Raw genomic sequence first — 23,299 nt, 5'->3', positions numbered from 1 at the left:
GAATTACCTTGGCTCAGCGCTGTGCGACGTAAAACGTCAAGGCTGTGGATGGCGATGAAAATACCGCCTTGGTGCCTTTGGCAAATTCGATCACATCACCTTTGGTAAAGGTTGTCGTCGTGCCGCTTTCGTCCTCGACAGCAAGCTCCCCCTCAAGGACCAGTTTATACTCGTCAAACTCGTATTCATAAGGCAAAGGGTCGCCTTTGCTCATCCGAAACATCCCGAAGGTGATCGGCGTGCCGTTGCTGCTTTTGCTTGCGAAGTCTTTCATCAACGCATCCACCCCGGGCACGTCAAGTGCCGGCAATTCGGCTGGAATGACTTCGGAGAACTTTTGGATAGACATGGTATTTTCCTTTAATTTACTCGTTAGTTCGTATCCGGAATGCGCGCATCAAGCGCGCACCACCGGTTTGTCTGCTTTGGATGGAACAGCACCCGAGCCGGGTGAAATGTTGTCGAGATTGGCAGGAACGACCCCGACAAGATTGTCCGAATACGTAGGTGCCATGCCAAGGTTGGCATTCCTGTCCGAGCTGACGCAGTTCACCGCAGTGCCCGTCAGGGAGAGCCCCGGCCAATATCCCAGTGATGCCGACACAACGCCTGGGATGACATCCGTGCCAACCTTAGCGCGGCCCACAAATTCACCGCGATCATTGCCAACACGCACCATCTGCCCATCCTCAATACCAAGGTTGCGAGCATCCTCGTGGTTCATGATGACAACCTGTTCACCCTGACGCAGCTGTTGGGTTGTCTCATTGGCGTATTGGGAATTCAGAAAACCATGTGATTTCGGTGAGATAATGCTGAACGGATATTTCTTGGCCAATTCGGGCGTGGAAACCGCGCTTTCATAGGGCTCGTTATGGCCGGGCAGCTTGTCCACGGCTTCGCCGGGTTGCATTTCTGTGTACATAGAGCGCCAAGGCGGTGCGACAAAGTTACCGTCATCGGCCTGCGTTGTCAGGAATTCCAGCTTGCCGGTTGGCGTCGGGAAGTTGCCCTCGGCATGGGGTGTTCGTGTCGCAACATCACCAATCTTGAGGCGTGCATACCCCTCTTCACGCAGAAGTTCGTATGTGATGCCTTCCATAAGATGGGAGTCCCAGTTGACATAATCTTTGATCAACTGAGTGTCCGAGCGCTGCCAGAAATCCTCCTCAAAGCCCATGACATTTGCCAGACGGCGGAACAGCTCGGTGTTCGGAACAGTTTCGCCAGGTGCCTCAATGGCCTTGTGGTTGTAGGTGAAATAGAAATGCCCCCATGAGAACATCAGCTCTTCCTGCTCCGCCTGCATACAGGCCGGCAGAAGGATGTCCGCGTATTTGGCCGTGTCCGTGATGAAGAGTTCGCTACAGACAACAAAGAGGTCTTCGCGCATCAGGCCTTCGCGGATCTTGTTCTGCTCTGGCGCTTGGGACATCGGGTTCGCGTTATAGACCATCAATGATTTCAGTGGCTTGCCGTCTTTTGGTTCAGTCAAAGCCTCACCGATGCGGGTCAGATTGACCACACGTGTACCCGGCTTGATGAAATCTGGGCGGCAGATATGATCATAGTTGAGCGGGAACTCCCAAAGCGGCATTTCCAATACGCCGCCACCCGGATAACGCCATGCGCCGACAAGCCCGGAAAGCGACGTGATCGCACGGATCGCCTGCCCCCCATTGTGGTTACGCTCCAGCGCGACCCCCAGACGGATCGCCTGCCCTTTGGTCTTTGCATATTCACGTGCGAATTCACGGATAACGTCAGCAGGTACACCCGTAATGTCTGCGCAATGCTCCACAGGGTATTCGCTCAGAACCCGTGCTTTCAACTCATCATAACCGTGGGTGTGTTGGGCGATGTAGTCGTCATCGGTCAGACCTTCGCTGATAATGACGTGCATCATCCCCATGGCCAGCGCCGCATCCGTTCCCGGACGCGGGCGGATGTGCAGATCAGCAGCCTTGGCTGTGCGCGTGGAGACCGGATCAATCACAACAACCTTTGCGCCATTTGAACGGGCTTCTTGAATGATCGGCCAGTGGTGCAGGTTGGTTGTCATTGTGTTGACGCCCCAAAGGACGATGTATTTTGAATGGGCAAAGCTTTCAGGATCGACACCGCCACTTGGCCCGACAGTCATCAACCAAGCCGTCGACGAACCTGACGCACAGAATGTTTTTTCCGCGACTGTCGAACCCAATTTGTTAAAGAACGCATCCCCGACAAACAGGCCGTTAATTGTGCCTTCATGTCCCAGATAGTTGTACGGCATGATGGCCTCGGCCCCGAACTCGTCGATGATCCCTGTCCAACGGTCACGGATTTCAGACAGCGCTTCGTCCCATGTGATCCGTTCGAATTGGCCGCTGCCTTTTTCCCCTACGCGACGCATTGGGTAGAGGATGCGATCCGGGTTATAATGGTGTTCAGCGAAATCCTTTAGCTTCACACACAGACCGCCACGGGTAATTGGGTGATCTTTGTTGCCAGTGACCTTGGTCAGCTTACCGTCCTGGACATCATAGACCATCGCGCATGTGTCCGGGCAATCTTGAGGACATGCACCTAAGAACTGTTTCTTTTCGGCTTGGATATTCATGAGCTTCTCCGGGCTATTGGTGACAAAAATTCAATTTGAGCGATGCAAATCGCAGGTGTTAACCAATCATAGGAGCGGAGGCTTGGATGCCCAAAGGGCCAAGCAATTTAAAAATCATGGTGCCAAGGAAGTCCTCGCAATTTCACGCCCTCAGTGTTCAAAAGCTGTTCATTTATTAAGCTGATCGCGATTTCTTTACCGAAAAACCGTCGCTTTATTGGGCCAAATAGAAAGAAGGGAATGAACGTGAAAGAAGGAGTGGCTAACAGGCCGCAAACGTCCACATAGGGTGCCGGTGCCGATGGTTCCGATAACAGCGCCCGCAGAACTATTTGCTGCTTTTGAGAGCCCGGGGACGACAGAAAGGTAGGTAGTGTTATGGAACTCATCCTGAATGTAGATTCGACAAAGTCACTGCAACAGCAATTTTTCGATGAGATTCGCGGGATGATTTTGGATGGTCGCCTTGCTGCTGGCCTTGCATTACCGCCAACCCGAAACCTTGCCCAACGCTATGGCGTTTCGCGAAATACAGTCACATTGACTTACGACAGGCTAGTGGCCGAGGGATACGTCGAGTCCCGCAGCACCAAAGGGTTCTTTGTCGCTGAAATTCCGCCCGATGATCTGCTTCTTATTGGCAATCGGACTGCCCCGCTGGACAATGGCCCGCCCCCGGAAGAACCAAATGAGGCTGTGCTTTGTTTTGCAGGTGAGCCGGGTGGAGGAAGTGATCGCCCCGAACTGGATTTTTGGGTCGGTCGTTCGGCATCTACCAGCTTTCCACTATCCGTTTGGCGACGCATCATTGGCCGCCTTCTTGATCACGAGTCCCAATATTTGACGGATTATAGTGATCCTGCCGGGCTACCAGAACTGCGTTCGGCCATCGCCGATTATCTGGGGCGCAGCCGCGGTGTCCTGGCAAGCCCGGACCAGATCATTGTGACCTGCGGCGGGCAAGAAGCACTTAACCTCGTAACGGAACTTATGAGGCCACAGTCAGAAAGCCTGTGCATCGAGACACCATGCTATGTTGGCGCGTCAATGGTGTTCACCGCGGAAGACATGCCCATAACGCCTGTTCAGGTTGACCGTGATGGGCTGAACACCAACTTGCTGCCAGATAGCAAAAGGAACCTGATCTACGTGACGCCGTCGCACCAGTTTCCGACCGGTGAAACACTTTCATTAAACCGGCGCCTTTCACTTCTCAGGTGGGCCGAAGAAACAGACAGCTACATAATAGAAGACGATTATGACAGTGATTTTCGCTACGATGGCCCGCCACTGATGGCGCTTGCCGGGCTCGATCAAGGGCGCAGGGTCTTTTATATCGGAACCTATTCCAAATCTGTCGGAGCGGGGCTGAGGGTGGGATTTGTGGTCGTCCCACGCCGCTATTGGAGTGACGCGCGTCTGCTCAAGGCGCGCATGAGCAATGGCCAGTCATGGCTGGAACAACGCGCTCTTTCAGAGTTTTTGCGCGAAGGGCATTTTGAACGGCATTTGCGCAAACAGACCAAGGTTTACCGTGCGCGACGGGACCGCTTGGTTGCAGAGCTTAAATCGCATTTCGGCGATGTTGACCTTTCCGGACAAGAAGCAGGCCTACATCTTGTTTGGCATCTACCACCCGATTTCCCCTCTGCCTCCGAAATACAAAGCCGCGCACGCGAGAATGGTGTCGGGGTTTATGCATTATCAAGCGGTGCTGCGTTTGATTTTGATAAGACCGCCCCTGATCGCACCTTGGTTTTGGGGTATTCTTCGCTAGACGAGGATCAGATCGCACATGCAGTAAAGATTATCGCTGACATTGTCTTGGTAGATTAGAAATATCGCTTAAAACGCGGCATGGCTGACCGCTGACCTGGCCCCCCTTTTGAGGGCGCAGATTTATGCCAGCTTTGGTCTTTCTTTGACCGACAAGGATATTCCGCTGGCGGCAGGTCAGAGTTGACGCAGCAATTACCGCGTCTGCCCCAGCGGGTCCATCTCATCGCGCAGCCAGTCACCAAGCAAGTTCAGGCCCAGCACCGTCAACATGATCGCAATTCCGGGAAACACGGTGACCCACCATGCCGTTTGGATATAGCTGCGACCCTCTGACAGCATCCCGCCCCAGCTTGGCGTTTGCGGATCAGCGCCCAACCCAAGGAACGTCAGCGAGCTTTCCAATAGAATGTTGTTGGCCACATTCAACGTCAGCAAAATGATCAACGGGCCCATCGCATTGGGTAAGATATGGCTAAAGATAATCTTGAAATTGGACTGCCCATAGCTGCGCGCCGCCTGAACGAATTCGCGTTCGCGCAAACTAAGCACTGCCCCCCGCACAAGGCGCGCATATTGCACCCATTGGGACGCAATCATCAGAATAATGATCCGGTCTATTCCGGGGCCGACAATGGCGATCACCGTAATGGCCATCAGGATGAAGGGCAGCGCAAGCTGAACATCGGCAAAGCGCATCACGAATGCATCCAGAAAACCACGGTAATATCCCGCAAAAAGCCCAACGATCGTCCCGACGACCACCGCGCCAAGTGCTGAAAACACACCAACCAACAAAGAGATCCGCCCACCATGCACAATCCGCGCCAGAATATCGCGGCCCAACGGGTCTGTTCCCAAGGGGAATGCGCTTGACTGGAAAGGCTCGGTTAACCGTGCGATCAAATTCACCTTTGTCCCGCCATCGGGAAACAAAACGCCAGACAGCAAGACCAGCACGACCAAGGAAAACGTCAGAAAGCTACCGGCAAGGAATTCGAAACTTGCGTAGCGGCTTCGGATAAAGCGGGCGAACCAGCTACGGTTGGGAGAGGTATGGATATCTGACATTTAGGTTACCCGAATACGAGGATCAATCAGACCGTAGACAAGGTCCACAGCCAGGTTTACCGCGACGATCATGATCGCGAGGATGGAGACAGTCGCCTGCAGCAATGGATAGTCACGCTGTGAAATCGCTTCGATCGACAAGGTTCCCATACCCGGCCAGTTGAACACCAATTCGATGATCACAAGACCACCAATCAGGTTGCCAAATTGCAGGCCAAGGAATGTGATAATCGAAATCGCGGCATTGCGCAGCGCGTGTTTGTAGACAACGGACCATTCGCTCAACCCTTTGGCCCGCGCCACCATCACATATTGCGCCGATAGCGTGTCCAACATCTGGGTGCGGACAAGACGCACATTTGTGGCCGTCAGAATAACACCAATCGTGACCGCCGGCAGAACAAGCGAAGACCACGTTCCAAAGCCCGACGCAGGAAAGATCGGAAAGGTGATCGAAAACAACAAGACAAGCATAATGCCCAGCCAAAAGTTCGGGAACGACAAGCCCACCAAAGAAAGGACACGAATGATCTGATCCGAAATCCCCCCCTTATGCAGGGCCGAATGGATGCCCAGTGGGATGGAAATAACGATGGACACAGCCATAGATGCCAATGCCAACAACAAGGTCGACGGAAGAGCAACCGCGATCAGATCCTTGATCGAGCCCCTGAAGAAAGAGTCGCCAAAATCAAACGTCACAAGGTTTTTAACAAAATCCCAATACTGAACGAGGAACGGCTGGTTCAACCCCAGCGCCTCACGGATACGGACAAGATCCTCCTCGGTCACGCCACTTGAATCGCCGGCAAGCATGATTGCGGGATCGCCGGTCAACCGGATGGCGAAAGAGACGAATAACGTCACAGCCACGGTCACAAGAACCGCTTGAAAGGCACGTTGTAGAATAAACCGCAATATGGGCATGGCTGTACTCTTGTTGGGAAAGTGTGGCTTTGGCCCGAGGCAAGATAACCCCGGGCCAAAATGACAGGGCGTTACTCGACCGTGACGTTCATGTAACGCGCCCGATCATCCGGCGCAGGAACGAAACCTTGCACGCCAGTGTTCACACCATAAAGCGTGGCCTCGTTGTACAGCGGCAGATCAAGGACATTTTCATAGGCATAGTTCGCAACCGCCTGCAAAGCATCACGGCGCACATCCGTGTCATAGGTCGCACGTTGAGCGTCCAAAAGCTCGTCCAGCTTTGCATCTTCAATATACGGGTTCTGACGCTCGCCAGTGTGGTACAAAAGATAAGCGGTGTTATCGAAATCGAACGTCCAACCGCCCCAACCAAAGTAGTAAAGCTCACCTGTTTTACCGTTCGGCAGAACATCGTTGAAGTAAACGCTGCTTTCATGCGGGCGCACGTTCAGCTTCAGCCCAACCTGATCCAGATAGGCCGCGATAACCTGCGATACTTCACGGAACGTATCCAGATTGCCCGGGAAATCGAGCGTGATCTCGGTACCAGGCTCAATGCCCGCCTCTGCAAGCAGGGATTTGGCGCGTTCAGGATCGTAAGCATAGGGAACCAGCGCAGGGTCGTTGCCGAATGACTTTTCGCCTTGGGCGCTTGAGATCGGGCTGGCCAATCCGCCCAGCATCGCCTCGATGATCGCGTTTGTATCAATGGCATGCGCGATGGCGCGACGCACCAACGGGTCGGTGGTGATACCGGTTTTCGTGTTGAAGCGGTTGATAACAACTGTCGGGCCATCAACAGAAACGAGGTCTACGTTTTCGTTGGCTTGAATGGTTTGGACGGATGGTTTCGGGATGTTCAACGCAATGTCGACGCCGCCAGACAACAGCTCGGCGATCCGTGTCGCATCCTCAGAGATGAAGCGGATATCGACAACATCCACTTTTGCCTCGCCGTTCCAATAGCTGTCAGATTTTTCAAGACGCGCACCAATGGTTGGTTGATAATCGGCAACCATGAACGGGCCTGTGCCAACCGGTTTCATATCGAAAGCTTCTTCGCCAACTTCCTCGATGTATTTCGGCGGAACGATCATCGCACCGTAGCCCGCCAATTTTGTGATCAACACAGGATCAGGGCGTTCCATCATGAAATCGACAGTGAACTCATCCACAACAACAACTTCGCTGATCGAAGTGTAGTTGCTGCGCTGTGGCCCTTGCTCGCCCTGCTCGCCCAGCAGGCGGTCAAAGGTGTATTTAACGGCCTCTGCGTTGAACGGCTCACCATTGTGAAACTCTACGCCCTCGCGCAGCGTGAAACGAATACGGGTTTCATCGTCTAGAAACTCCCACCCTGTCGCGAGACCCGGCTGCAATTGCAGATCTTCGCCACGGAACACCAAGCCTTCGAATACGTTGCTGGCAATCGATCCCCAAGACAAACGGAACGTGTCGATCGGATCAAGGTTCTGCGGATCCTGGCGCTGCGCCACGTTCAACACGGTTTCGGCAAAGGACATGGCAGGCGCAACCGCACATAGGGTCGTCGCCAAAAGAGCTGCGCGCAAAGCGCCTTTCCCAAAAAGATTTTTCGTTGATGACATCTCGTTCTCCATTCAGTTGAAATTCGAGCCTTTGCGGCCCTGTCTTTGGTGGTTTTCAAAAAGCGACAGTCTTAGGTGCCCACGAAGTGGCCCTCGCTAACCTGTCGAAACGTGACAAGTTCTGGCTCATCCCCCACAGCGCGCGTGGCGCTCGGGATTTCTCCCTCAAGCGGCGGGCGATTAGGCCGATGACCGGGGTCCAGAACCGGAACAGCCGCCAAAAGGCGCTTTGTGTAGGGATGTTGCGGGTTCTCGAAAATCTGTTGGCGCGTGCCCAATTCAACGATCTGCCCCAGATACATCACAGCAACGCGGTGACTGACCCGTTCGACCACCGCCATGTCATGGGTGATGAACAGGTAGGAAAGGTTATGGTCGGCCTGCAGCTTCATCATCAGGTTTACGACCTGCGCCTGCACCGAAACATCCAGTGCTGACACCGCTTCATCCGCAATCACCAAGCTCGGGTTGCAGGCCAGCGCCCGCGCAATGCAAACCCGCTGGCGTTGCCCACCGGAAAATTGATGCGGATAGCGCCCTGCGTATTCGGCAGGCAAATCCACCTTGGTCAAAAGGTCCGCAGCCAGATCACGCGCCTGCGCCTTGCTTGTCACAAGCCCATGCACCCAAGCTGGCTCAACAAGGCTTTCCCCCACTGTTTTTCGTGGGTTCATCGAACCATAGGGGTCTTGGAAAACATATTGCGTTTGTTTCTGAAACGCCTTCCGGTCCGCAGCCGGCAACGAGAAAATATCACGCCCGTGATACCGCATCGCGCCGGAAACCGGCTCAACGAGCTGCTGGATCGTTTTACCAACCGTAGATTTCCCGCTGCCGGATTCCCCGACCAAGGCCAGTGTCTCACCGGGGTAAATCTTGAAAGACACCTTTTCGGCGGCGTGAACCCTATGGGTGACTTTGTTCAACAACCCGCCACGGATATCATACCGCGTGGTCAGGTCCTCGATCTCCAGAACAGGTGCGGCACTGGTGTCGATCACCTCATTGATCGGTTTGCCAACCGTCGACGCCGCCGTCTCACCGGGGATGTCAAAAAGCTGTGGTGCCTGCGTTCCCGTCATGCTGCCGATCCGTGGAACCGCCGCCAAAAGCGCCTTTGTGTATTCTTCTTTCGGCGCGCCAAGAACCTCTTTCACGGTGCCGAATTCAACGAACTTGCTGGCCTTCATCACCAAAACATCATCGGCCATCTCGGACACCACGCCCATGTCGTGACTGATAAAGATAACCGCCGTCCCAAGCTCGGCCTGAAGATCGCGGATAATGTGCAGGATTTGCGCCTGAATGGTCACATCAAGCGCTGTCGTTGGCTCATCCGCGATCAGGATTTTCGGCGCACAGCAAATCGCCATCGCGATCATCACCCGCTGACGCATCCCGCCCGACAGTTGATGCGGATAACTGTCCAGCAGCCGCTTTGCATTGGGCAGCCGCACCAGATCAAGAAATTCCAGCGCCTTTGCGCGGGCGTCTTTTTTGCTCAGCCTTTGGTGCAGCACCAAGGTTTCGACCATCTGCGCGCCAATGGTGAACACCGGGTTCAACGAGGTCATCGGCTCTTGAAAAATCATCGCGATTTCATTGCCACGGATTTTTCGCAACACCTGCTCGGATGCCTGCACGAGATCGACCGTTTCTCCCAACAATGCGCTTTGAAACGCGATGCTGCCCGTGGTGACGTTGCCCCCGATATTTTTAAGCAACCCCAGCAACGCCAGCGATGAAATCGACTTGCCCGACCCGGACTCGCCCACAATCGCCAGTGTCTTGTTCGCCTGCAAATCAAAAGACAATCCATCGACCGCACGCACAGCATAATCACCGCTACCAAACTCGATGGTCATGTCCTGAACCGAAAGGATCGGAGAGGAGGAAGTCACAGGCATGTTCATGGTTTCTTCACGCCCTTTTTTCGAGTTGTTCGATGAGGGCTTGCGCAGTTGTTTCAACGCAGCACGCGACCGCCTCACTGCTCAGCGCGAGGCTCATAGACGGTAGATTCATCTTGCGATCGTCTAATTCCAATATATTGGCGGGTGTTCTGGGAACGTGAATAAACCCCGTCAAAGTGGACAGACCGCGCGCCTTGATCTGATGCGCCGTCGTGTAAAGCATCTGGTTGCACAGGTGTGTCCCCGCATGAAACGAGAGCTCTGACGGGATGCCCGCGGCCTTTATCGCCTCCACAATCTCTGAATTAGGGAGGGTTGCATAATAGGCTGGGGGTCCGCCCTCGATGACCTCCGCTCCGTTAATGCTTTTGCCGCCGGCATCGGGAACATCGAAGGCACGCCAATTGATACCGATAAATTCGGCCTGAACATTCGCAGCCGATGATACGCCAACGCCAATCCACGCATCTGGAGAATGCTCGGTGAGAAGCCTGTCGATTTCAGCGGAAACAGTAACCGTATCAACAGGCATCGCGACGCCAACCACATCGCAGCAGGCCCACGTGCAAGCGCCCAATTCCAACGCGATTGCCTGCGCTGGATTCTCCTTTGCCTTTGCCCAGCTACCGTATCCGGCGATCAAGATCTTTGGCTTTTTCATTTTCTCTCAATCCTCAAAGGTTTCAGAAAAGAGAGCTAGAAAGCCGCATTACATCAAGTTATTTAAACTTATAACTTCATGCCTAAAGTTAATACCTAAACGAGGAATCCGGATGAAGCATCGCCAACTCGAAGCCTTCAGAAATGTCATGCGAACAGGAACAACGGCCAAGGCCGCAGACTTGATGTGCGTGACACAACCCGCTGTCAGCCGGCTTATTGGAGAGCTCGAAATATACCTGAATTTCAAGCTCTTCGATCGGGTCAAGGGCCGCCTCGTGCCGACCCCTGAAGCGCTCAAGTTCTTTAACGGCGTCGAACGGTTCTTTATCGGCATTGATGAGCTGGAAAACTCAGCCAAGCAGATAAGAGAACAAGGCGGTGGCGCCCTCAAGATCAGCGCGACGCCAGCCCTTTCAACGGGTGTTCTTCCCAAAGCTATAGAGGAGTTCCACCAAACGCACAAAAAAGCGGCAGTGGAAATTGAAACGGCACCATTCTCCCAGATCGCGCTGCGGCTGCAAACGTTTCAGACAGATCTGGGAATCGCCCATGCGTTTCCGGACTTACCCGGCATTGAGCAAATGACCTTAGCCAATGTCGCCCATATTTGCGCCATGCATGAAACGCACCCCCTCACCCGTAAAGACGTTATCACACCGGAAGACCTCGCCGGTGAGAACGTGTTACGGATCATGCCCCAGGGAAATATGAACTGGGATGACACCCAGAACGTCCTCAATGAAGCGGCAATACAATTCCGCTCTGATTTCGGGACCCAAAGTTCGCACACGGGGTATGCGATGATCGCTCAAAACCTCGCGATTGGCCTGATCGAACCTTTTGCAGCCGTACCATGGTGCCGCAACGGTGTTGTCGTAAAACCGTTTGAGCCGAAAATTGAATATCCCTACGTCGTCGCAACGCCCGAAGACCAACCGCTATCAAGAATGGCCCGCGATTTTATCAAAATACTACGCAACCACGTGAAAACATTTGAGAGGGAAAATTATCAAGCATCACCATTCGAGAGCTAGATTTACCGCTTCACTGTTCTTGCAAGGGAATGAAAGTCAGATCAACGATACAGCAATGTATGCATGAAATAGAGATACCGGGCCAGTTTACGACCCGAACATCAAGCATTTCCAACCCTGCACATACAGCCGCCTTTCGGTGAAACCGCCGCAAAGATCTCAAATGCTGAGCGGCATCAAATCTATCGCCCGTTATCGCTGAAAATCGACAGTAGTCGTCAAAGTAAATCGTCACACTTATGCATACCAACCGACAAAGCGGTCGTTCATGCGTTACGCAGCGACGGTCCTAACGGGCCCTTAATGCTGGATGTTTAGAGCCGGCCAGGTCTGCATCGCGCGCTGTTCCCAGCGCATTTAAGCCCTAACATATCGACATGTCTGATTTCAGCCTCACCTTGTATAACGCGCTATTTGTCAATTTCGCCATAGCGTTCGGCATCTTCTTCTATTGGCACGGCAAGATGATTTTTACTATTATGGGGGTGTCCGCCTTCAAGCTTGGGGTTGCTTCGTGGAATTTTTCCAATACGCAAAATAGCTTCCAAAATAACTTCATTCGATTTACGGCGGGCCTCATATTTCCTGGGCTTCGGAGGAAGTGGCTCATGGCAATCTCATATGTTGCGATCAGTTTCGCCGCACTATTTTTGGCGGCGGTGCTGGGATAGATTGCCTTCCCGGCATGCATTTGAAAAATGCGGCAATTACGAGTGCGAGTTGGCGATTGGACATGTCGGCTCGCATGATTTCCCGCACTTAAACGCGCGAACTCTCCTGCGCTTTGGGTTTCTGCGCGCCTTACACCAAGATTTTACATGAACCTGATTTGAGCTTGGCTCCATTCGAGGCTACCTATCTTTTGCGGGTTAGGCGCATAAGCTGCTTTCCTATCTCTTGGCCCGCCGCCCATGTCGTTTTTACCATATCAGAGAAGTAAGATGAATTTACGCGACCTAGAATATGTCGTCGCCGTAGCCAGGCTTAGCAACTTTAGTGCTGCCGCAGCCGAGTGTAACGTTTCGCAACCTGCTCTTTCAAACCAGATCAAAAAACTGGAAGCGGAGCTGGGAACCGACTTATTCATAAGATTGAGCGGGGATGTTAGACTAACAGCATGTGGTCAGAGGGTGGTGGAAATCGCCCAAGATGTGTTGAACAACGCGCAAAGGATCAAGGACACAGCAGTTGAATACCGCGCGCCCGAAGCCTTGCCATTCAACATTGGCCTTACCCCGACGCTTGCCCCCTATCTTACCCAGTATTTTTCCGAGTTGTTCAATTCGATTTTTCCGACAATGCGGGTCACGATGATCGAAGATTTGCCGCAGAACATGTTGCAAATGGTTGAAGATTACACATTGGACGTGGCGCTCGTTGCCGAGCTCAATCACAACTCCAATCTCGACTTCACACCGATCTGGAACGAACCCCTGTTTCTTGGCGTGCGAAAAGGGCATCCGCTTGAGACATTGCCATCAATTGCACCCGAAGATGTCCCTAGTCATGACTTTATCCGGTTGCCCCATTCGTTCGGTTACGAATTGGAAGATCGACTGCCAAAACCGGATCGGAACACCCGCGCCGCCAAGCGGTTCGATCTGACTGCGATGCGTTTTGAAACCATTTGTCGCCATATCTGCCATTCAGACGATTGCACCATTGTATCTGCCTTGGCAGCCGAGCAGTTCCGCCAGGATTCATGGCCGCTGTCTTTCATTCCTTTCAAAGCCCCCGGCAATATGCGCAATCTTGGTGCCGCGTCGCGGTTGAATTGTCCACGCAAACCCCTGCTGGCCAAGGTTGGAGCCTATATCCAACACTCCCCCCCAAAGGGCGTCACGCCTACATTCAAGGCGTGACGCGAGGATCATTCTATGAATGTCCGCGCAAGACGTTTGCTGAGCGGCTGGGCGAGGTAGCTGAGGGCTGTACGTTCCCCAGTGTTGACGAATAGATCAGCAGGCATACCCGGCACCAGATCCAGCCCGGCGATCTGGTTGCTTTGTTCATCGTCCAGCTTGACCTGTGCGACATAGTAGAATTGCCCTGTCCGTTCATCCTCAAGGCTGTCCGCTGAAATGCCGATGATCTGCCCTACGGCCTCGGGGACCTCATCTTCATCAAATGCGGACAGACGTATGCGTGATGATTGACCGATAAACAGCTTTTCAATGTCGGCAGTGTCGACCCGGGCCTCGACAACCAATGGCTGGTCCGCAGGCACAATATCAAGCAACGCAGCACCCGGGCGCACAACACCGCCTGCGGTGAACACTGTCATCTCGACAATGCGCCCGCTGACCGGTGCCGTGATCGTGACCCGCTTTAAACGCTCTACGGCACCCACGTACTGTGGCACGATGGATGCCAAAGATGCTTCAACAAGTGACAGTTCGTTGGAGGCGGTTTCGTCTTGAAGCCTTTGCGTTGCAGTTGCCGTTAGGCGTAGCTCGTTTATTTGGTTGCGGGTCTGCGTTTCTTGAGTGGCAAGTGCCGCGTCAACACCATTGAGCCGCTCGACCTCGACCCGGCGGCCATTAATGCGCCCCACCGCAACCAGACCTTTGTCGAACAGTGTCTGAAGGTTGGCCAACTCCTGCATGGTGATCTCCAACTGTTGACGGTTCGAGTTACGTTGTGATTGCAAACCACGCACCTGATCCTCAAGATTGGCGACCCTTTGTTCCAACAATATACCTTCTGCGGCGCGCGCCCGGTATGCTGCGTCAAATAGAAACTTCTGCGTCGCATAGGCAGAAGCCCAATCGGTCTGGTCCATTGTGACCGTTAACGTGGTCGCGACATCCTCCACCGCAAAGCTGTCGGCACCTTGTAATTGGGCCTGCAACCGCGCACGGCGGACAACCAAATCGCTGAGTTGGCTTTTGACTACGTCGAGATTGACGTTCAGTTCTGTGGGGTCCAGTTCAAACAGGGTCTGGCCGGCCTCAACCAGATCCCCGTCACGGACCGCAATCGTGCGGACAATGCCACCGTCCAGATGTTCAACCGTCTGGCGATTGCCTTCGACAACAAACGTTGCCGGAGCCACGACAGCGCCGTCCAGTTTTGAGGCCGTTGCCCAATAAGCGGACCCACCGATAAAACCGGCGACGACGAACAGGCCAAAGGCGACAAACCCCTTGATGCCAGCGCCTGCGGATTTGGGTTGCACAAGATTGTAATCTTCGAGGCGAAGAACAGGCTTTGCCGAGAGAGGAGAGAGAGCAGAACTCATTGGGCAGCTCCTTTTACCAAAGTTTGTTTTGCTGCACGGGCCACAAGCGGCGTAGGCGCTTTTTCCACGGCGTGCTCTGATTGGCGGGGGCGCAGGACATCTTCCTTTTTACCAAAACCCGTCTGCTTGCCCTTACTCAAGGTGAGAACCTTGTTGGCGGCTTCCAGAGTGCTTGGGCGATGGGTCATAACAAATGTGATTGCTCCACGCTGACTCGCTTCGCGAATGGCATTTTTCAATGCCAGCTCACCTTGACCATCAAGGTCGGAATTCGGCTCATCCAGAACCAGAAGGAATGGATCATTATATAGCGCGCGGGCCAATGCGATACGTTGGCGCTGCCCCCCCGATAGATGAAAGCCATTCCCGATCTCGGTGGCGTAGCCATCCGGCAGGTTGCTGATCAGATCGTGCACATCTGCGGATACCGCGGCGGCCAGTACCTTGCCGTCGTCGATAGAAGTCGAGAACCGCGCGATGTTTTCGCGGATTGTTCCATCAAACAGCTGTACGTCCTGCGGCAGATATCCGATCAAGCCGCCCAGCTCTTGGGGGTCCCATTTGTCCATCGGCGTGCCGTCGAGACGAATTGCACCGCGTTGCGGGATCCAGATGCCTGCCAACATCTTTGCCAGCGTTGATTTTCCGGACCCGCTGTGGCCGATAACCGCCACGACATCGCCTGCGGAGAGGGCAAATTCGACCCCGCCAATCGTCGCATTCTTGGCCAGCGGTGGTCCCGCTTGCGCGATGGCAGTACTCAGCGACAATTGTGGTCGCGGCATGGCCAAACGCGGCTCGGGCTCCGGGTAGGTTTCAGACAAGGCGCGTAAGCTTTTGTAAGAGCCGCGTGCCGCCAAAAACGTCCGCCATTGCCCGATCAGTTGATCAATAGGGCTCAGCGCGCGCGCCAGAACGATTGTGGCCGCGATCATCACACCTGCCGTGGCTTCCCCCGCAACGGCCAAAGCAGCCCCAAGCCCCAGCATACCCGATTGTAATGCCATCCGGATCGTTTTTGACATCACCGAAAAATTGGCCAGCCGGTCACCGACACGGGATTTCAGATAATGCGCATTATGTTGCAGAGCTGTCCAGCGGCGGGCGAGATCACCAGTCATACCCATCGCTTGGACAAGCTCTGCGTTTTGCTCACTTGACGTGAACAAACCGTCTGACCTCGCACGCGCGCGGGATGCGTCCTGCATCACCTCCGAAGACCGCGCATTGTTTATCAAGGCCATAATTGTCAACAGCAACGCACCCGCAAGACCAAGTGCGCCAATGTAAGGGTGCAGCACGTAGAGCACCCCAAGATAAAGTGGGATCCACGGAGCATCAAAAAACGCGATCAACGTGGGGCCCGAAATAAAGTCACGAAATCCACTAACATCAGCGGCAGGGTTTTCCGCAGATGACGCCCCCTGCACACGGCGCCGTATGGAGGCCTGTAGAACGGGCGCGCCAATTGCCAGCTCGAACTTGGCACCCAGGCGGCTTAGGATGCGCATGCGGATCAAATCCAGCAAGCCGGTTACGACAAATACGCCACCGAGCAAGATGCTAAGCGCTGTCAATGTATCCAAATTCTGGCTGGTCAACACACGGTCATAGACCTGCAACATGTAAAGCGGGCCAGCAAGCATCAGGACATTCAGGATCAGACTAAAGAAGCCGATGGCGGTAAATCCGGGGCGCAGCGTGCGCCATGCGGATGTGACGGTGGATTTTTTCTGAAACATGGGGGGTGATCTCTTTTTCAGGGTGAAAAGGTGGCGGCATGTGCCGCCACCTCAAGCTGTTGGATTAGGCGATGAAATCGTCTTCGAGCAGATCAGCGCGGTTGATCCCTTCAAGGCGCACGGAGGCGTCCGAGGAGAAGGTCAAAACCGCATCCTCACCGTTCTGGGTGATTTGCAGGTTCTCTGCGAAATCCGGCCCGAAATCGGAGAAGTCCAACCGGTCAACACCAACCTCGAAGTCACCGATGGTGTCGTTGCCAAACAGGCCCTCGAAGGTGAACGTGTCAGAACCTTCGCCGCCCAGCAGCACGTCGTCGCCGCCCTGCCCGTTCAGCACGTCATCACCGTCTTGACCGTTCAGGGTGTTGGACACATCTGAACCGATGATCACGTCGCCATCATTCGAGCCGATGACGTTCTCGATCGAGCTGAGAACATCGGTTTCGAACACTTCGTCGATGACATCCAGACCGGACACACCCGTGGTTGCGCCTGCGTCAATGGTTGCTCCGGCATCCACCAGCGTATCTTGCGCGATGGGGCCGTTGATGCCTGCAGGTGCGTTGTGCAGGTGGATAGCCGACACAGCACCCGGAACCGGTGTCAGAAGGTCTGCTTCGTTCAGGCCCGTCACAGACAACTCAGAGGAGTAAACCACTTCACCCGCTTCGTTGAAGCTGATGGTCAGCGTGGCTGTGCCTGTGGCTGCGCTGTCTGATGTTGGACCAGGTTCCTGAGAGGCATCCAGCGAGCCTGCCAGTTCGATGACACGACCATGGCCTGTGCCTGTGTCGCTGATCACTTCGAGCTGGCCACGAATTTCCCCACCGGGGAAGTCAGCCGTGTGGATATTGTAGTAGAGGTTCCCGGCAAGGGCTTCAGACACAAACCCGGCACCGTCAGTGATATTGTCTGTTGGTTGCAGGGACGCGCCAACGACAACATCTTGTACCGAAGTCGAGAACCCGGTTTCGCGGGTCGCTGTGCCATTGCCGTTAGAGCCAAGGTTGACGTTCACCGCGACATCTTGGTCCGAGAAATCAGCCGTGTCAGACCCCTCGCCGCCTTCGATAAAGTCATTGCCAAGGCCGCCAACAATCACGTTGTCGCCACTGCCTGCAATCAGAACATCATCGCCTGCGCCGCCATCCAGAACACCGTTGATTTGACCGAGGTCCACAACGATGTCATCTCCGGCACCGAGTAACACGTTACCATTTACCACACCTTCATCATCGTTGACGAAAGTCACATCGCCCGCTTCTGTCGCGTCGATGGCATTCACCTGACCGGTGATTTCGCCATCGTTGATGATCGCGCCAAGCAGGTTCAACCCGCCATCAATCCGAATGCCTGCTGCCGCATCGCTGTCCGAAGACCCGGCAATAACGCCGTCGTTCTGGACCAGACCCGCAAAGTTTGCATCTTCTTGGTTGCTGAACAAGCGCAGGCCGTCACCAACAGTGTTGCCTTCGACCGCGTCACCACGACCTTGCAAAACACCTTCGTTGAAGATGGCTGCGGATACGACATCACCAGCCACATCACCGGTTTGCAAAGACACCGCAGAACCGTTGTTGCCGACACCTGCATCAACCAAACCTGTGTTGGTAAAGGTGAAATTGTCCGCAGTGCCATCGGCGTAGACGGTGCCGTTGCGCTGATCGCCGGTACCAAGGATCTCGCCTTCGTTCAGGACATTCAGGCCAACCCCATCAATGTTCAACGCGCGGCTGTCAGAGGAAACCAAACCACGGTTCACAAACGAACCACCTGTGTGATCGCCTGTGCCAAAGTAGACACCATTCTGCACACCGGCAAAGACGCCAGTGGCTTCGTTGACCAGCTCACCGCGGAAATTCACACCGTTCACCGCACGGAATGCGCCCGTTGTGCCCTGATTGCTCTCTGAGGTTACGGACCCGGCGTTGGTGATCACACCATCAAACAATGCAGGGGCAAACCCGCCATCCACGCGCACACCTTCAAGGCGGATACCGTCACCGGCATTGCCTGCACCCGCAGCACCAGCGCCACGCCCGGCAATTGTACCGGCGTTGGTGATCTCAATGTCTCCGTTGCCATCTTCGGCCAAAGACAGCGAGATGCCTGCGCCCTGATTATCTAGCCCGGCGTCAATTGTCCCCGATGCGAGGTTGTTGATCGAGAAGTCCCGCGCCGTGTCATCGGAATAGATTGTACCGTTGCGTTGGTTGTCGGTCCCCAGAATGTCACCGCCGTTGATCAGATCAACACCCGAGCCATCGATGTTCACAGCACGGCTATCTGACTGGATCGTGCCAAAGTTCAGCACATCCAGATCATGCTCGCCCTCGCCGATGTAAAGACCATTGGCAACGCCTTCGATCGTACCCGTCGAAGTGTTCACAATGCGGCCTTCGGCGGCAACACCATCGGCAATCCGAATACCGCCCGCTGTGCCTTGATTGCTTTCTGATGAAATCAAACCACTGTTGACGATATCGGTGTCCGAAACGGCGCCTTCGGCCCCGTCGTCAATGCGGATACCATCACCAGCACCGCCTGTGTTCGCCGCCGCTTGGCCCCGGCCCTGAATGGTTGCACCGAACCCGTTAAAGATCGTGTTGGACACTACATCGCCCGCCTCATCACCAACTTGCAACGAGATACCCGCACCGCTGTTGCCAGCGCCCGCGTCAATCGTACCACCAGAGAAGTTGCTGATGCTAACATCTTCGGCCGTCGCATTGGTGTAGATGGTGCCGTTGCGCTGATCGCCAGTGCCGATGATGTCACCAAAGTTACGAACACTGATGCCTTCACCTTCGATCTCAACGGCGCGGCTGGCAGAAGAAATGACACCACCACGGAAGTTATCGAGCGTGCCCGAGCTACCCGCGCCGGTAAATTCAACGCCATTCAGCTCGCCAGCAATATCGCCAAAGTTACGGATGTCCGCACTGGAGTTGTTGGTGACTTCAATACCGGTAGCAGCTGCGCCATCAGCGTCGATTTCGCCGGAGCGGAAATTAAAAAGCTGCGCATCTTCACCATCGACCAAAACAGCCGCATCTGCATTGTTGGTTTCAACTTCGCCAAAGTTCAGGAACCGTGCAAAATCATTATCGAGAATAAAAGCAGGGGTGTTGTCGACAACGACATTTTGGAAAAAGTTGTTGGTCAGGGTTTGTCCATCGCGGACGGTCTCTTGAGCCAATGTCGATGTGGTCAACAGTCTGGCACGCAAGCTGGCAAGAATTTCGGATAGCATGGGCGATCTCCACTAGAGTTTCGGTTACTGCGAAGAACGAACCAAATGATTGCTATCTTCGCCCTACCACCAAGCGCAGACACCCACTGCTTTTTGAAATTCTCCCTTTGAATACATCCGATAAGCAGAAGTAATACTCACGCAAATCGTGAAGCGGCGATCCAAATTATCACAACAAAACAGTGCCCTACGCCCTGCCCCCTCCTCGCCCCACTTTATTCGATAGCGGCAGATCACGTTTTTGTTTGCACTCGTGAAGCGGATTCGGCTTCTCTGGTTCTAAAATCGCCCCTTCCATAGCAATTACTACCCCCAAGGTGCCTAAACCGAACGATATGGAAAACTTCAGCCTGCCTGACATGCTGGTGTTTTTTCACACTCGACTTTGTTAATAAAAACGGGCTGACCTTCCTGAACATGGGATAACCAACACCCCGTCCCGATCCAGTTTTCGCACCTATTGTATCTGGGGTGCCCTTTTCCAGCTCCCTTAAATATCGTCGTACATGCAGATGACGCAGAGAAATGACGCGAGTTTTGAGATAGCGAACCACCTGACACAGCTCAAAATCACGATCGAGCCTCACGTTTTCTGTCCCGCAGAACGCTTGCGCGCCCCACGCAGCCCTATGCCGATGATAGAACCGGCTCCATGTCAGCCGAGTAGTATGGGCGCTCAGCCGTATTTTGCAGATGAAACCGCTGCACGGTAAGCGGCCCCCGTTTATTAAATTGGTCAAACCCCTGCTGGCTCAACCGGCAATCCAATGCCCGCTCTCGCTGTATACACAACTCACCCCAACAGATAATGATACCCATAGAAAAACAGGAGGGAGTGCGGGGCCACATAGGAACACTTCCCCATTTGAAAAAAGCCATACTGACACTAGGCAACGATATCGGCGATAGATCGGAACAATCCAAAGGGATGGCCCACCGAATTGCATCTAAATACGCAGACCATGGTACAGATACTATCCTAAAACAAGCTGAACAGTGCAGGCAAGAGATTGTCGCAGAGTTCAAGAAGAACGAAGGATACAATGAAATCAAAGTCATTCGAAACAAGCGAGTTGCGCACTTTGACAAGCCCGACGACTGGTCAACCCCTCTCCAATTACAGCAGGATGAGCTTATTCAGGTGGCGCGTTTAGTGGTTAGGAAAGTGGAAGTTTTACGTAGGGCTTGGGAGTGCACACATAGCGGACCCTTTAACGAGATAGGTCCAAAAGATGATGCTATTCAATTTTGGAAAAACCTAACTTGGGGGTTAGAGAGCAGGAAATGACCAGAAAATTCGCGTACGTCGTCTACAAGATCACCTTTCCCAACGGAAAAATTTACATCGGCAAGGACATTGGAAGAGATGGCCATACGATCCGATATTTTGGCAGTTGGAACCACACCCGCGTTGAAGCGGACTTCACAAAAGAAGAGCTCCAAGACTTTACCATCCGCAGAGAAATCTTGTTCGAAGGAACTGACAAGGTTGAGGTTGGGCTTAGAGAGATGGCCTTGATAGTAGAGCAAGGGGCCAACGATCCAGAACGTGGCTATAATACAGTGCCTAAGTTCAGATCCACCAAAGCGACTACTTGAGTACCGTCACTGGGCATAGAGATCCGAACTGTTCCAGAATGCACCGGGGGATCAAGTGGGGGGATCAAACACCTTGAAACAAAACATTATTTAAATAAAAATAACAATTTGGATGGGTGAAATGGCGGAGACTCAGTCCTCCTTAATATTCCAGTTTTACATTGATAATAATATATAATTTCTATATACGAAAAATTAGTACCACAATAAATACCACTCAAAACCATAAAGATTATAGAGCTGACCGCTTTCGGTCAGGATGCATCTTATTCGTCTGGCTGGCTGGAAAAATCAGTATTGATGAACCCATTCGATGCTAAAAGCGCATGATAGAGAGTTCTTTTCCATCCGTTAATCGGTAAACTAGTATCGGTCGAAACGACAGATATCTGAGCGGCGTGTTTGTCGCGTGTTGGGCCAGCACAGATCTACACAACTGCGGTTGCCGCGAGGCCGTGCTGACGAAGAACGCCTGATCGCAGATATGATCGAGCTAACGCGCGAGTTCAGCCGATATGGCTACCGCAGGGTAGCGACCTTGCTGAGAGACGCAGGCTGACAAATGAACGACACCCGCAATCCATTCCCACGCCTTCTGGAACAGATATTTCGTCAATGGCTGACCTGTTCGCTCGTTCAAAGCATGAATTGAATGCTCTCTTGATGGTGATTGTCGGCACGGCTGAATTCCCTGATGGACTTCAAGTGTCACTCCATGAGGCCGAATTATGGAAAAGCATTGACGCCAAACCTAAGGTCTAAGCTGCACTGCGGCACGTCTGCTTCAAGCGAATGTCCGCTTCTGGCCGTTCGGTCCTCGCTGTAAACTCAACGGTGCATTGTCTGTTCCGATATCCATTCTTCATACACAACCTGCACGCTATGTCGTTGCGCCACAGCGTCGGAGATACGCTTTACGTTTGGAAACTCTTGTGTCGATGGCTGCCCTCGCGAGGGCTTGAGCCAGGTAGTTAACATAAATAGATATATGTCCGCAGCGCTGAAACGATCACCAATCACCCATTTATTGGTTCCAATCTGATCGTCAATAACCTTCCATGTCTCGCGTAAACGTCGAAGACCACGGCGTTGCGCACTCGCTTCTGTCGCAGGCGTGTCAGCAAAGCGATCTGGGTAGTAATCAAGCTGGAACGCATTTTGCACAGCATTAGAGAAATAGACCAATGTTTGAAGAAATAATCCGCGCTCGGGTTCATTAACCGTAGGTGCAAGTTTCGCTTCAGGATGACGATCGCAAAGGAATATCGCTATCGCAGCGCACTCGTACATCGCGCTCTCATCCCAAATGAGAACCGGTATCCAGCCGTTCGGATTTAATGCCAGTTGACCTTGCGGCCGGGGTTTGTCCGTATCTGTGCTGGTTGGGAGGAGTTCGTAATCGACTCCAATCTCTTCAAGAATGACCCTGACACCCAATGATGCACTTGCTGGCGCGTAGTACAGTTTGTAGCTCATGTAGCATTACTCCCCGCGTTGAACTGGTACTTTGTAGCGGATTGCCGTCATCCCCACCATTGAAGATGCGGCACGATGGACGAATGGCAGGTTTGGCGATCAGCAAAGGCGGCGACGGGATAATCGCTAAATGTCTCCTGTGGGCCGGAAGCGTCGGTGGGGATCCTCGACACGAAGGGCGAATTCTGTTGAAAAACTCTTGTTGATTTGAAGAGCTTTGACTGATTCAATTCCCCTATAAAAGCGGGGGATCTGACGATGATGGGACCAAAGCAGGAGGCACAGGCGGCGCTGTTTTATGAGTTCTCGTTGGAAGATCATGTTCCACAAGACCACCTTTTGCGTTCGATAGACCGGTTCGTCGATCTGAGCGACATCCGCCAGTACCTCTC

Annotated in this window: 18 protein-coding genes and 1 pseudogene; 8 read left to right on the top strand and 11 right to left on the bottom strand. The window is 53.5% G+C overall.

Annotated features, from left to right (window positions below; translation table 11 throughout):
• Positions 1-13: 13 nt before the first annotated feature.
• Positions 14-349 (bottom strand): cupin domain-containing protein, encoded by a 336-nt coding sequence (locus ABJM03_RS00685; protein WP_348414906.1) that lies wholly within the window; start codon positions 347-349, stop codon positions 14-16.
• A 48-nt stretch (positions 350-397) separates the two neighbouring features.
• Positions 398-2,602: a molybdopterin-dependent oxidoreductase gene (locus tag ABJM03_RS00680; protein WP_348414905.1), complete on the bottom strand. Its 2,205-nt coding sequence runs from the start codon at positions 2,600-2,602 to the stop codon at positions 398-400.
• Positions 2,603-2,980: 378 nt separating this feature from the next.
• Between ABJM03_RS00680 and ABJM03_RS00675 the strand changes: the two genes are divergently transcribed.
• Positions 2,981-4,438 (top strand): PLP-dependent aminotransferase family protein, encoded by a 1,458-nt coding sequence (locus ABJM03_RS00675; protein ID WP_348414904.1) that lies wholly within the window; start codon positions 2,981-2,983, stop codon positions 4,436-4,438.
• 135 nt (positions 4,439-4,573) lie between these two features.
• Here the strand turns inward: ABJM03_RS00675 and ABJM03_RS00670 are convergent, their stop codons facing one another.
• The 5 genes from ABJM03_RS00670 to ABJM03_RS00650 all read right to left on the bottom strand — a co-directional run bounded on the left by ABJM03_RS00670 (position 4,574) and on the right by ABJM03_RS00650 (position 10,560).
• Positions 4,574-5,449 (bottom strand): ABC transporter permease, encoded by an 876-nt coding sequence (locus ABJM03_RS00670; RefSeq protein ID WP_348414903.1) that lies wholly within the window; start codon positions 5,447-5,449, stop codon positions 4,574-4,576.
• Complete coding sequence (locus tag ABJM03_RS00665; protein ID WP_348414902.1) at positions 5,450-6,376, bottom strand: ABC transporter permease; 927 nt, start codon at positions 6,374-6,376, stop codon at positions 5,450-5,452.
• Positions 6,377-6,447: 71 nt separating this feature from the next.
• Positions 6,448-7,986: an ABC transporter substrate-binding protein gene (locus tag ABJM03_RS00660; protein WP_348414901.1), complete on the bottom strand. Its 1,539-nt coding sequence runs from the start codon at positions 7,984-7,986 to the stop codon at positions 6,448-6,450.
• A gap of 71 nt (positions 7,987-8,057) precedes the next feature.
• Positions 8,058-9,893 carry an ABC transporter ATP-binding protein gene (locus ABJM03_RS00655; protein WP_348414900.1) on the bottom strand — a complete coding sequence of 612 codons (1,836 nt, stop codon included), beginning with the start codon at positions 9,891-9,893 and terminating at the stop codon, positions 8,058-8,060.
• A 13-nt stretch (positions 9,894-9,906) separates the two neighbouring features.
• Positions 9,907-10,560 (bottom strand): pyroglutamyl-peptidase I, encoded by a 654-nt coding sequence (locus ABJM03_RS00650; protein WP_348414898.1) that lies wholly within the window; start codon positions 10,558-10,560, stop codon positions 9,907-9,909.
• Between the two features lie 112 nt (positions 10,561-10,672).
• On the opposite strand from ABJM03_RS00650, the gene ABJM03_RS00645 reads away from it, so the two are divergent.
• From ABJM03_RS00645 to ABJM03_RS00635, 3 genes are all read left to right on the top strand, one after another.
• A complete protein-coding gene (locus ABJM03_RS00645; protein WP_348414897.1) occupies positions 10,673-11,596 on the top strand; it encodes a LysR substrate-binding domain-containing protein in 924 nt (307 codons plus the stop codon).
• A 377-nt stretch (positions 11,597-11,973) separates the two neighbouring features.
• Positions 11,974-12,267 carry a hypothetical protein gene (locus ABJM03_RS00640; protein WP_348414895.1) on the top strand — a complete coding sequence of 98 codons (294 nt, stop codon included), beginning with the start codon at positions 11,974-11,976 and terminating at the stop codon, positions 12,265-12,267.
• A gap of 462 nt (positions 12,268-12,729) precedes the next feature.
• Positions 12,730-13,458, top strand: coding sequence for a LysR substrate-binding domain-containing protein (locus ABJM03_RS00635; RefSeq protein ID WP_348414894.1), 729 nt, complete (start codon positions 12,730-12,732; stop codon positions 13,456-13,458).
• Positions 13,459-13,466: 8 nt separating this feature from the next.
• Here ABJM03_RS00635 and ABJM03_RS00630 read toward each other — a convergent pair whose 3' ends face one another.
• The 3 genes from ABJM03_RS00630 to ABJM03_RS00620 all read right to left on the bottom strand — a co-directional run bounded on the left by ABJM03_RS00630 (position 13,467) and on the right by ABJM03_RS00620 (position 19,832).
• Positions 13,467-14,837 (bottom strand): HlyD family type I secretion periplasmic adaptor subunit, encoded by a 1,371-nt coding sequence (locus ABJM03_RS00630; RefSeq protein WP_348414893.1) that lies wholly within the window; start codon positions 14,835-14,837, stop codon positions 13,467-13,469.
• Positions 14,834-16,579 (bottom strand): type I secretion system permease/ATPase, encoded by a 1,746-nt coding sequence (locus tag ABJM03_RS00625; RefSeq protein WP_348414892.1) that lies wholly within the window; start codon positions 16,577-16,579, stop codon positions 14,834-14,836. The genes ABJM03_RS00630 and ABJM03_RS00625 overlap by 4 nt, the downstream gene beginning before the upstream one ends.
• A 64-nt stretch (positions 16,580-16,643) precedes the next feature.
• Entirely contained in the window at positions 16,644-19,832 is a 3,189-nt protein-coding gene (locus tag ABJM03_RS00620) for a CHRD domain-containing protein (protein WP_348414891.1), read from the bottom strand.
• Positions 19,833-20,697: 865 nt separating this feature from the next.
• Here ABJM03_RS00620 and ABJM03_RS00615 point away from each other — a divergent pair.
• The 4 genes and pseudogenes from ABJM03_RS00615 (at position 20,698) to ABJM03_RS00600 (ending at position 22,193) form a co-directional block, all read left to right on the top strand.
• Entirely contained in the window at positions 20,698-21,120 is a 423-nt protein-coding gene (locus tag ABJM03_RS00615) for a hypothetical protein (RefSeq protein ID WP_348414890.1), read from the top strand.
• Positions 21,117-21,431 (top strand): hypothetical protein, encoded by a 315-nt coding sequence (locus ABJM03_RS00610; RefSeq protein WP_348414889.1) that lies wholly within the window; start codon positions 21,117-21,119, stop codon positions 21,429-21,431. Before ABJM03_RS00615 ends, ABJM03_RS00610 begins: the two co-directional genes overlap by 4 nt.
• A 385-nt stretch (positions 21,432-21,816) precedes the next feature.
• Positions 21,817-21,987, top strand: a pseudogene (locus ABJM03_RS00605) (IS3 family transposase); the annotation flags it as partial.
• A 59-nt stretch (positions 21,988-22,046) separates the two neighbouring features.
• Positions 22,047-22,193: a hypothetical protein gene (locus tag ABJM03_RS00600; RefSeq protein ID WP_348414887.1), complete on the top strand. Its 147-nt coding sequence runs from the start codon at positions 22,047-22,049 to the stop codon at positions 22,191-22,193.
• Positions 22,194-22,259: 66 nt separating this feature from the next.
• Here ABJM03_RS00600 and ABJM03_RS00595 read toward each other — a convergent pair whose 3' ends face one another.
• Positions 22,260-22,907 carry a glutathione S-transferase family protein gene (locus ABJM03_RS00595; protein WP_348414885.1) on the bottom strand — a complete coding sequence of 216 codons (648 nt, stop codon included), beginning with the start codon at positions 22,905-22,907 and terminating at the stop codon, positions 22,260-22,262.
• Positions 22,908-23,299 lie beyond the last annotated feature (392 nt).

The sequence above is a fragment of the Sulfitobacter sp. genome (genome assembly GCF_039977885.1).
GTDB lineage: Bacteria > Pseudomonadota > Alphaproteobacteria > Rhodobacterales > Rhodobacteraceae > Sulfitobacter.
The sequence above is the reverse complement of the archived record's forward strand: the minus strand, read 5'-3'. Positions and strand labels throughout refer to the sequence as shown.

Coding starts and splice junctions, on each gene's coding strand:
- ABJM03_RS00685 (WP_348414906.1), bottom strand. CDS start 349: ATGTCTATCCAAAAGTTCTCCGAAGTCATTCCAGCCGAATTGCCGGCA.
- ABJM03_RS00680 (WP_348414905.1), bottom strand. CDS start 2,602: ATGAATATCCAAGCCGAAAAGAAACAGTTCTTAGGTGCATGTCCTCAA.
- ABJM03_RS00675 (WP_348414904.1), top strand. CDS start 2,981: ATGGAACTCATCCTGAATGTAGATTCGACAAAGTCACTGCAACAGCAA.
- ABJM03_RS00670 (WP_348414903.1), bottom strand. CDS start 5,449: ATGTCAGATATCCATACCTCTCCCAACCGTAGCTGGTTCGCCCGCTTT.
- ABJM03_RS00665 (WP_348414902.1), bottom strand. CDS start 6,376: ATGCCCATATTGCGGTTTATTCTACAACGTGCCTTTCAAGCGGTTCTT.
- ABJM03_RS00660 (WP_348414901.1), bottom strand. CDS start 7,986: ATGTCATCAACGAAAAATCTTTTTGGGAAAGGCGCTTTGCGCGCAGCT.
- ABJM03_RS00655 (WP_348414900.1), bottom strand. CDS start 9,893: ATGCCTGTGACTTCCTCCTCTCCGATCCTTTCGGTTCAGGACATGACC.
- ABJM03_RS00650 (WP_348414898.1), bottom strand. CDS start 10,560: ATGAAAAAGCCAAAGATCTTGATCGCCGGATACGGTAGCTGGGCAAAG.
- ABJM03_RS00645 (WP_348414897.1), top strand. CDS start 10,673: ATGAAGCATCGCCAACTCGAAGCCTTCAGAAATGTCATGCGAACAGGA.
- ABJM03_RS00640 (WP_348414895.1), top strand. CDS start 11,974: ATGTCTGATTTCAGCCTCACCTTGTATAACGCGCTATTTGTCAATTTC.
- ABJM03_RS00630 (WP_348414893.1), bottom strand. CDS start 14,837: ATGAGTTCTGCTCTCTCTCCTCTCTCGGCAAAGCCTGTTCTTCGCCTC.
- ABJM03_RS00625 (WP_348414892.1), bottom strand. CDS start 16,579: ATGTTTCAGAAAAAATCCACCGTCACATCCGCATGGCGCACGCTGCGC.
- ABJM03_RS00620 (WP_348414891.1), bottom strand. CDS start 19,832: ATGCTATCCGAAATTCTTGCCAGCTTGCGTGCCAGACTGTTGACCACA.
- ABJM03_RS00610 (WP_348414889.1), top strand. CDS start 21,117: ATGACCAGAAAATTCGCGTACGTCGTCTACAAGATCACCTTTCCCAAC.
- ABJM03_RS00600 (WP_348414887.1), top strand. CDS start 22,047: ATGGCTGACCTGTTCGCTCGTTCAAAGCATGAATTGAATGCTCTCTTG.
- ABJM03_RS00595 (WP_348414885.1), bottom strand. CDS start 22,907: ATGAGCTACAAACTGTACTACGCGCCAGCAAGTGCATCATTGGGTGTC.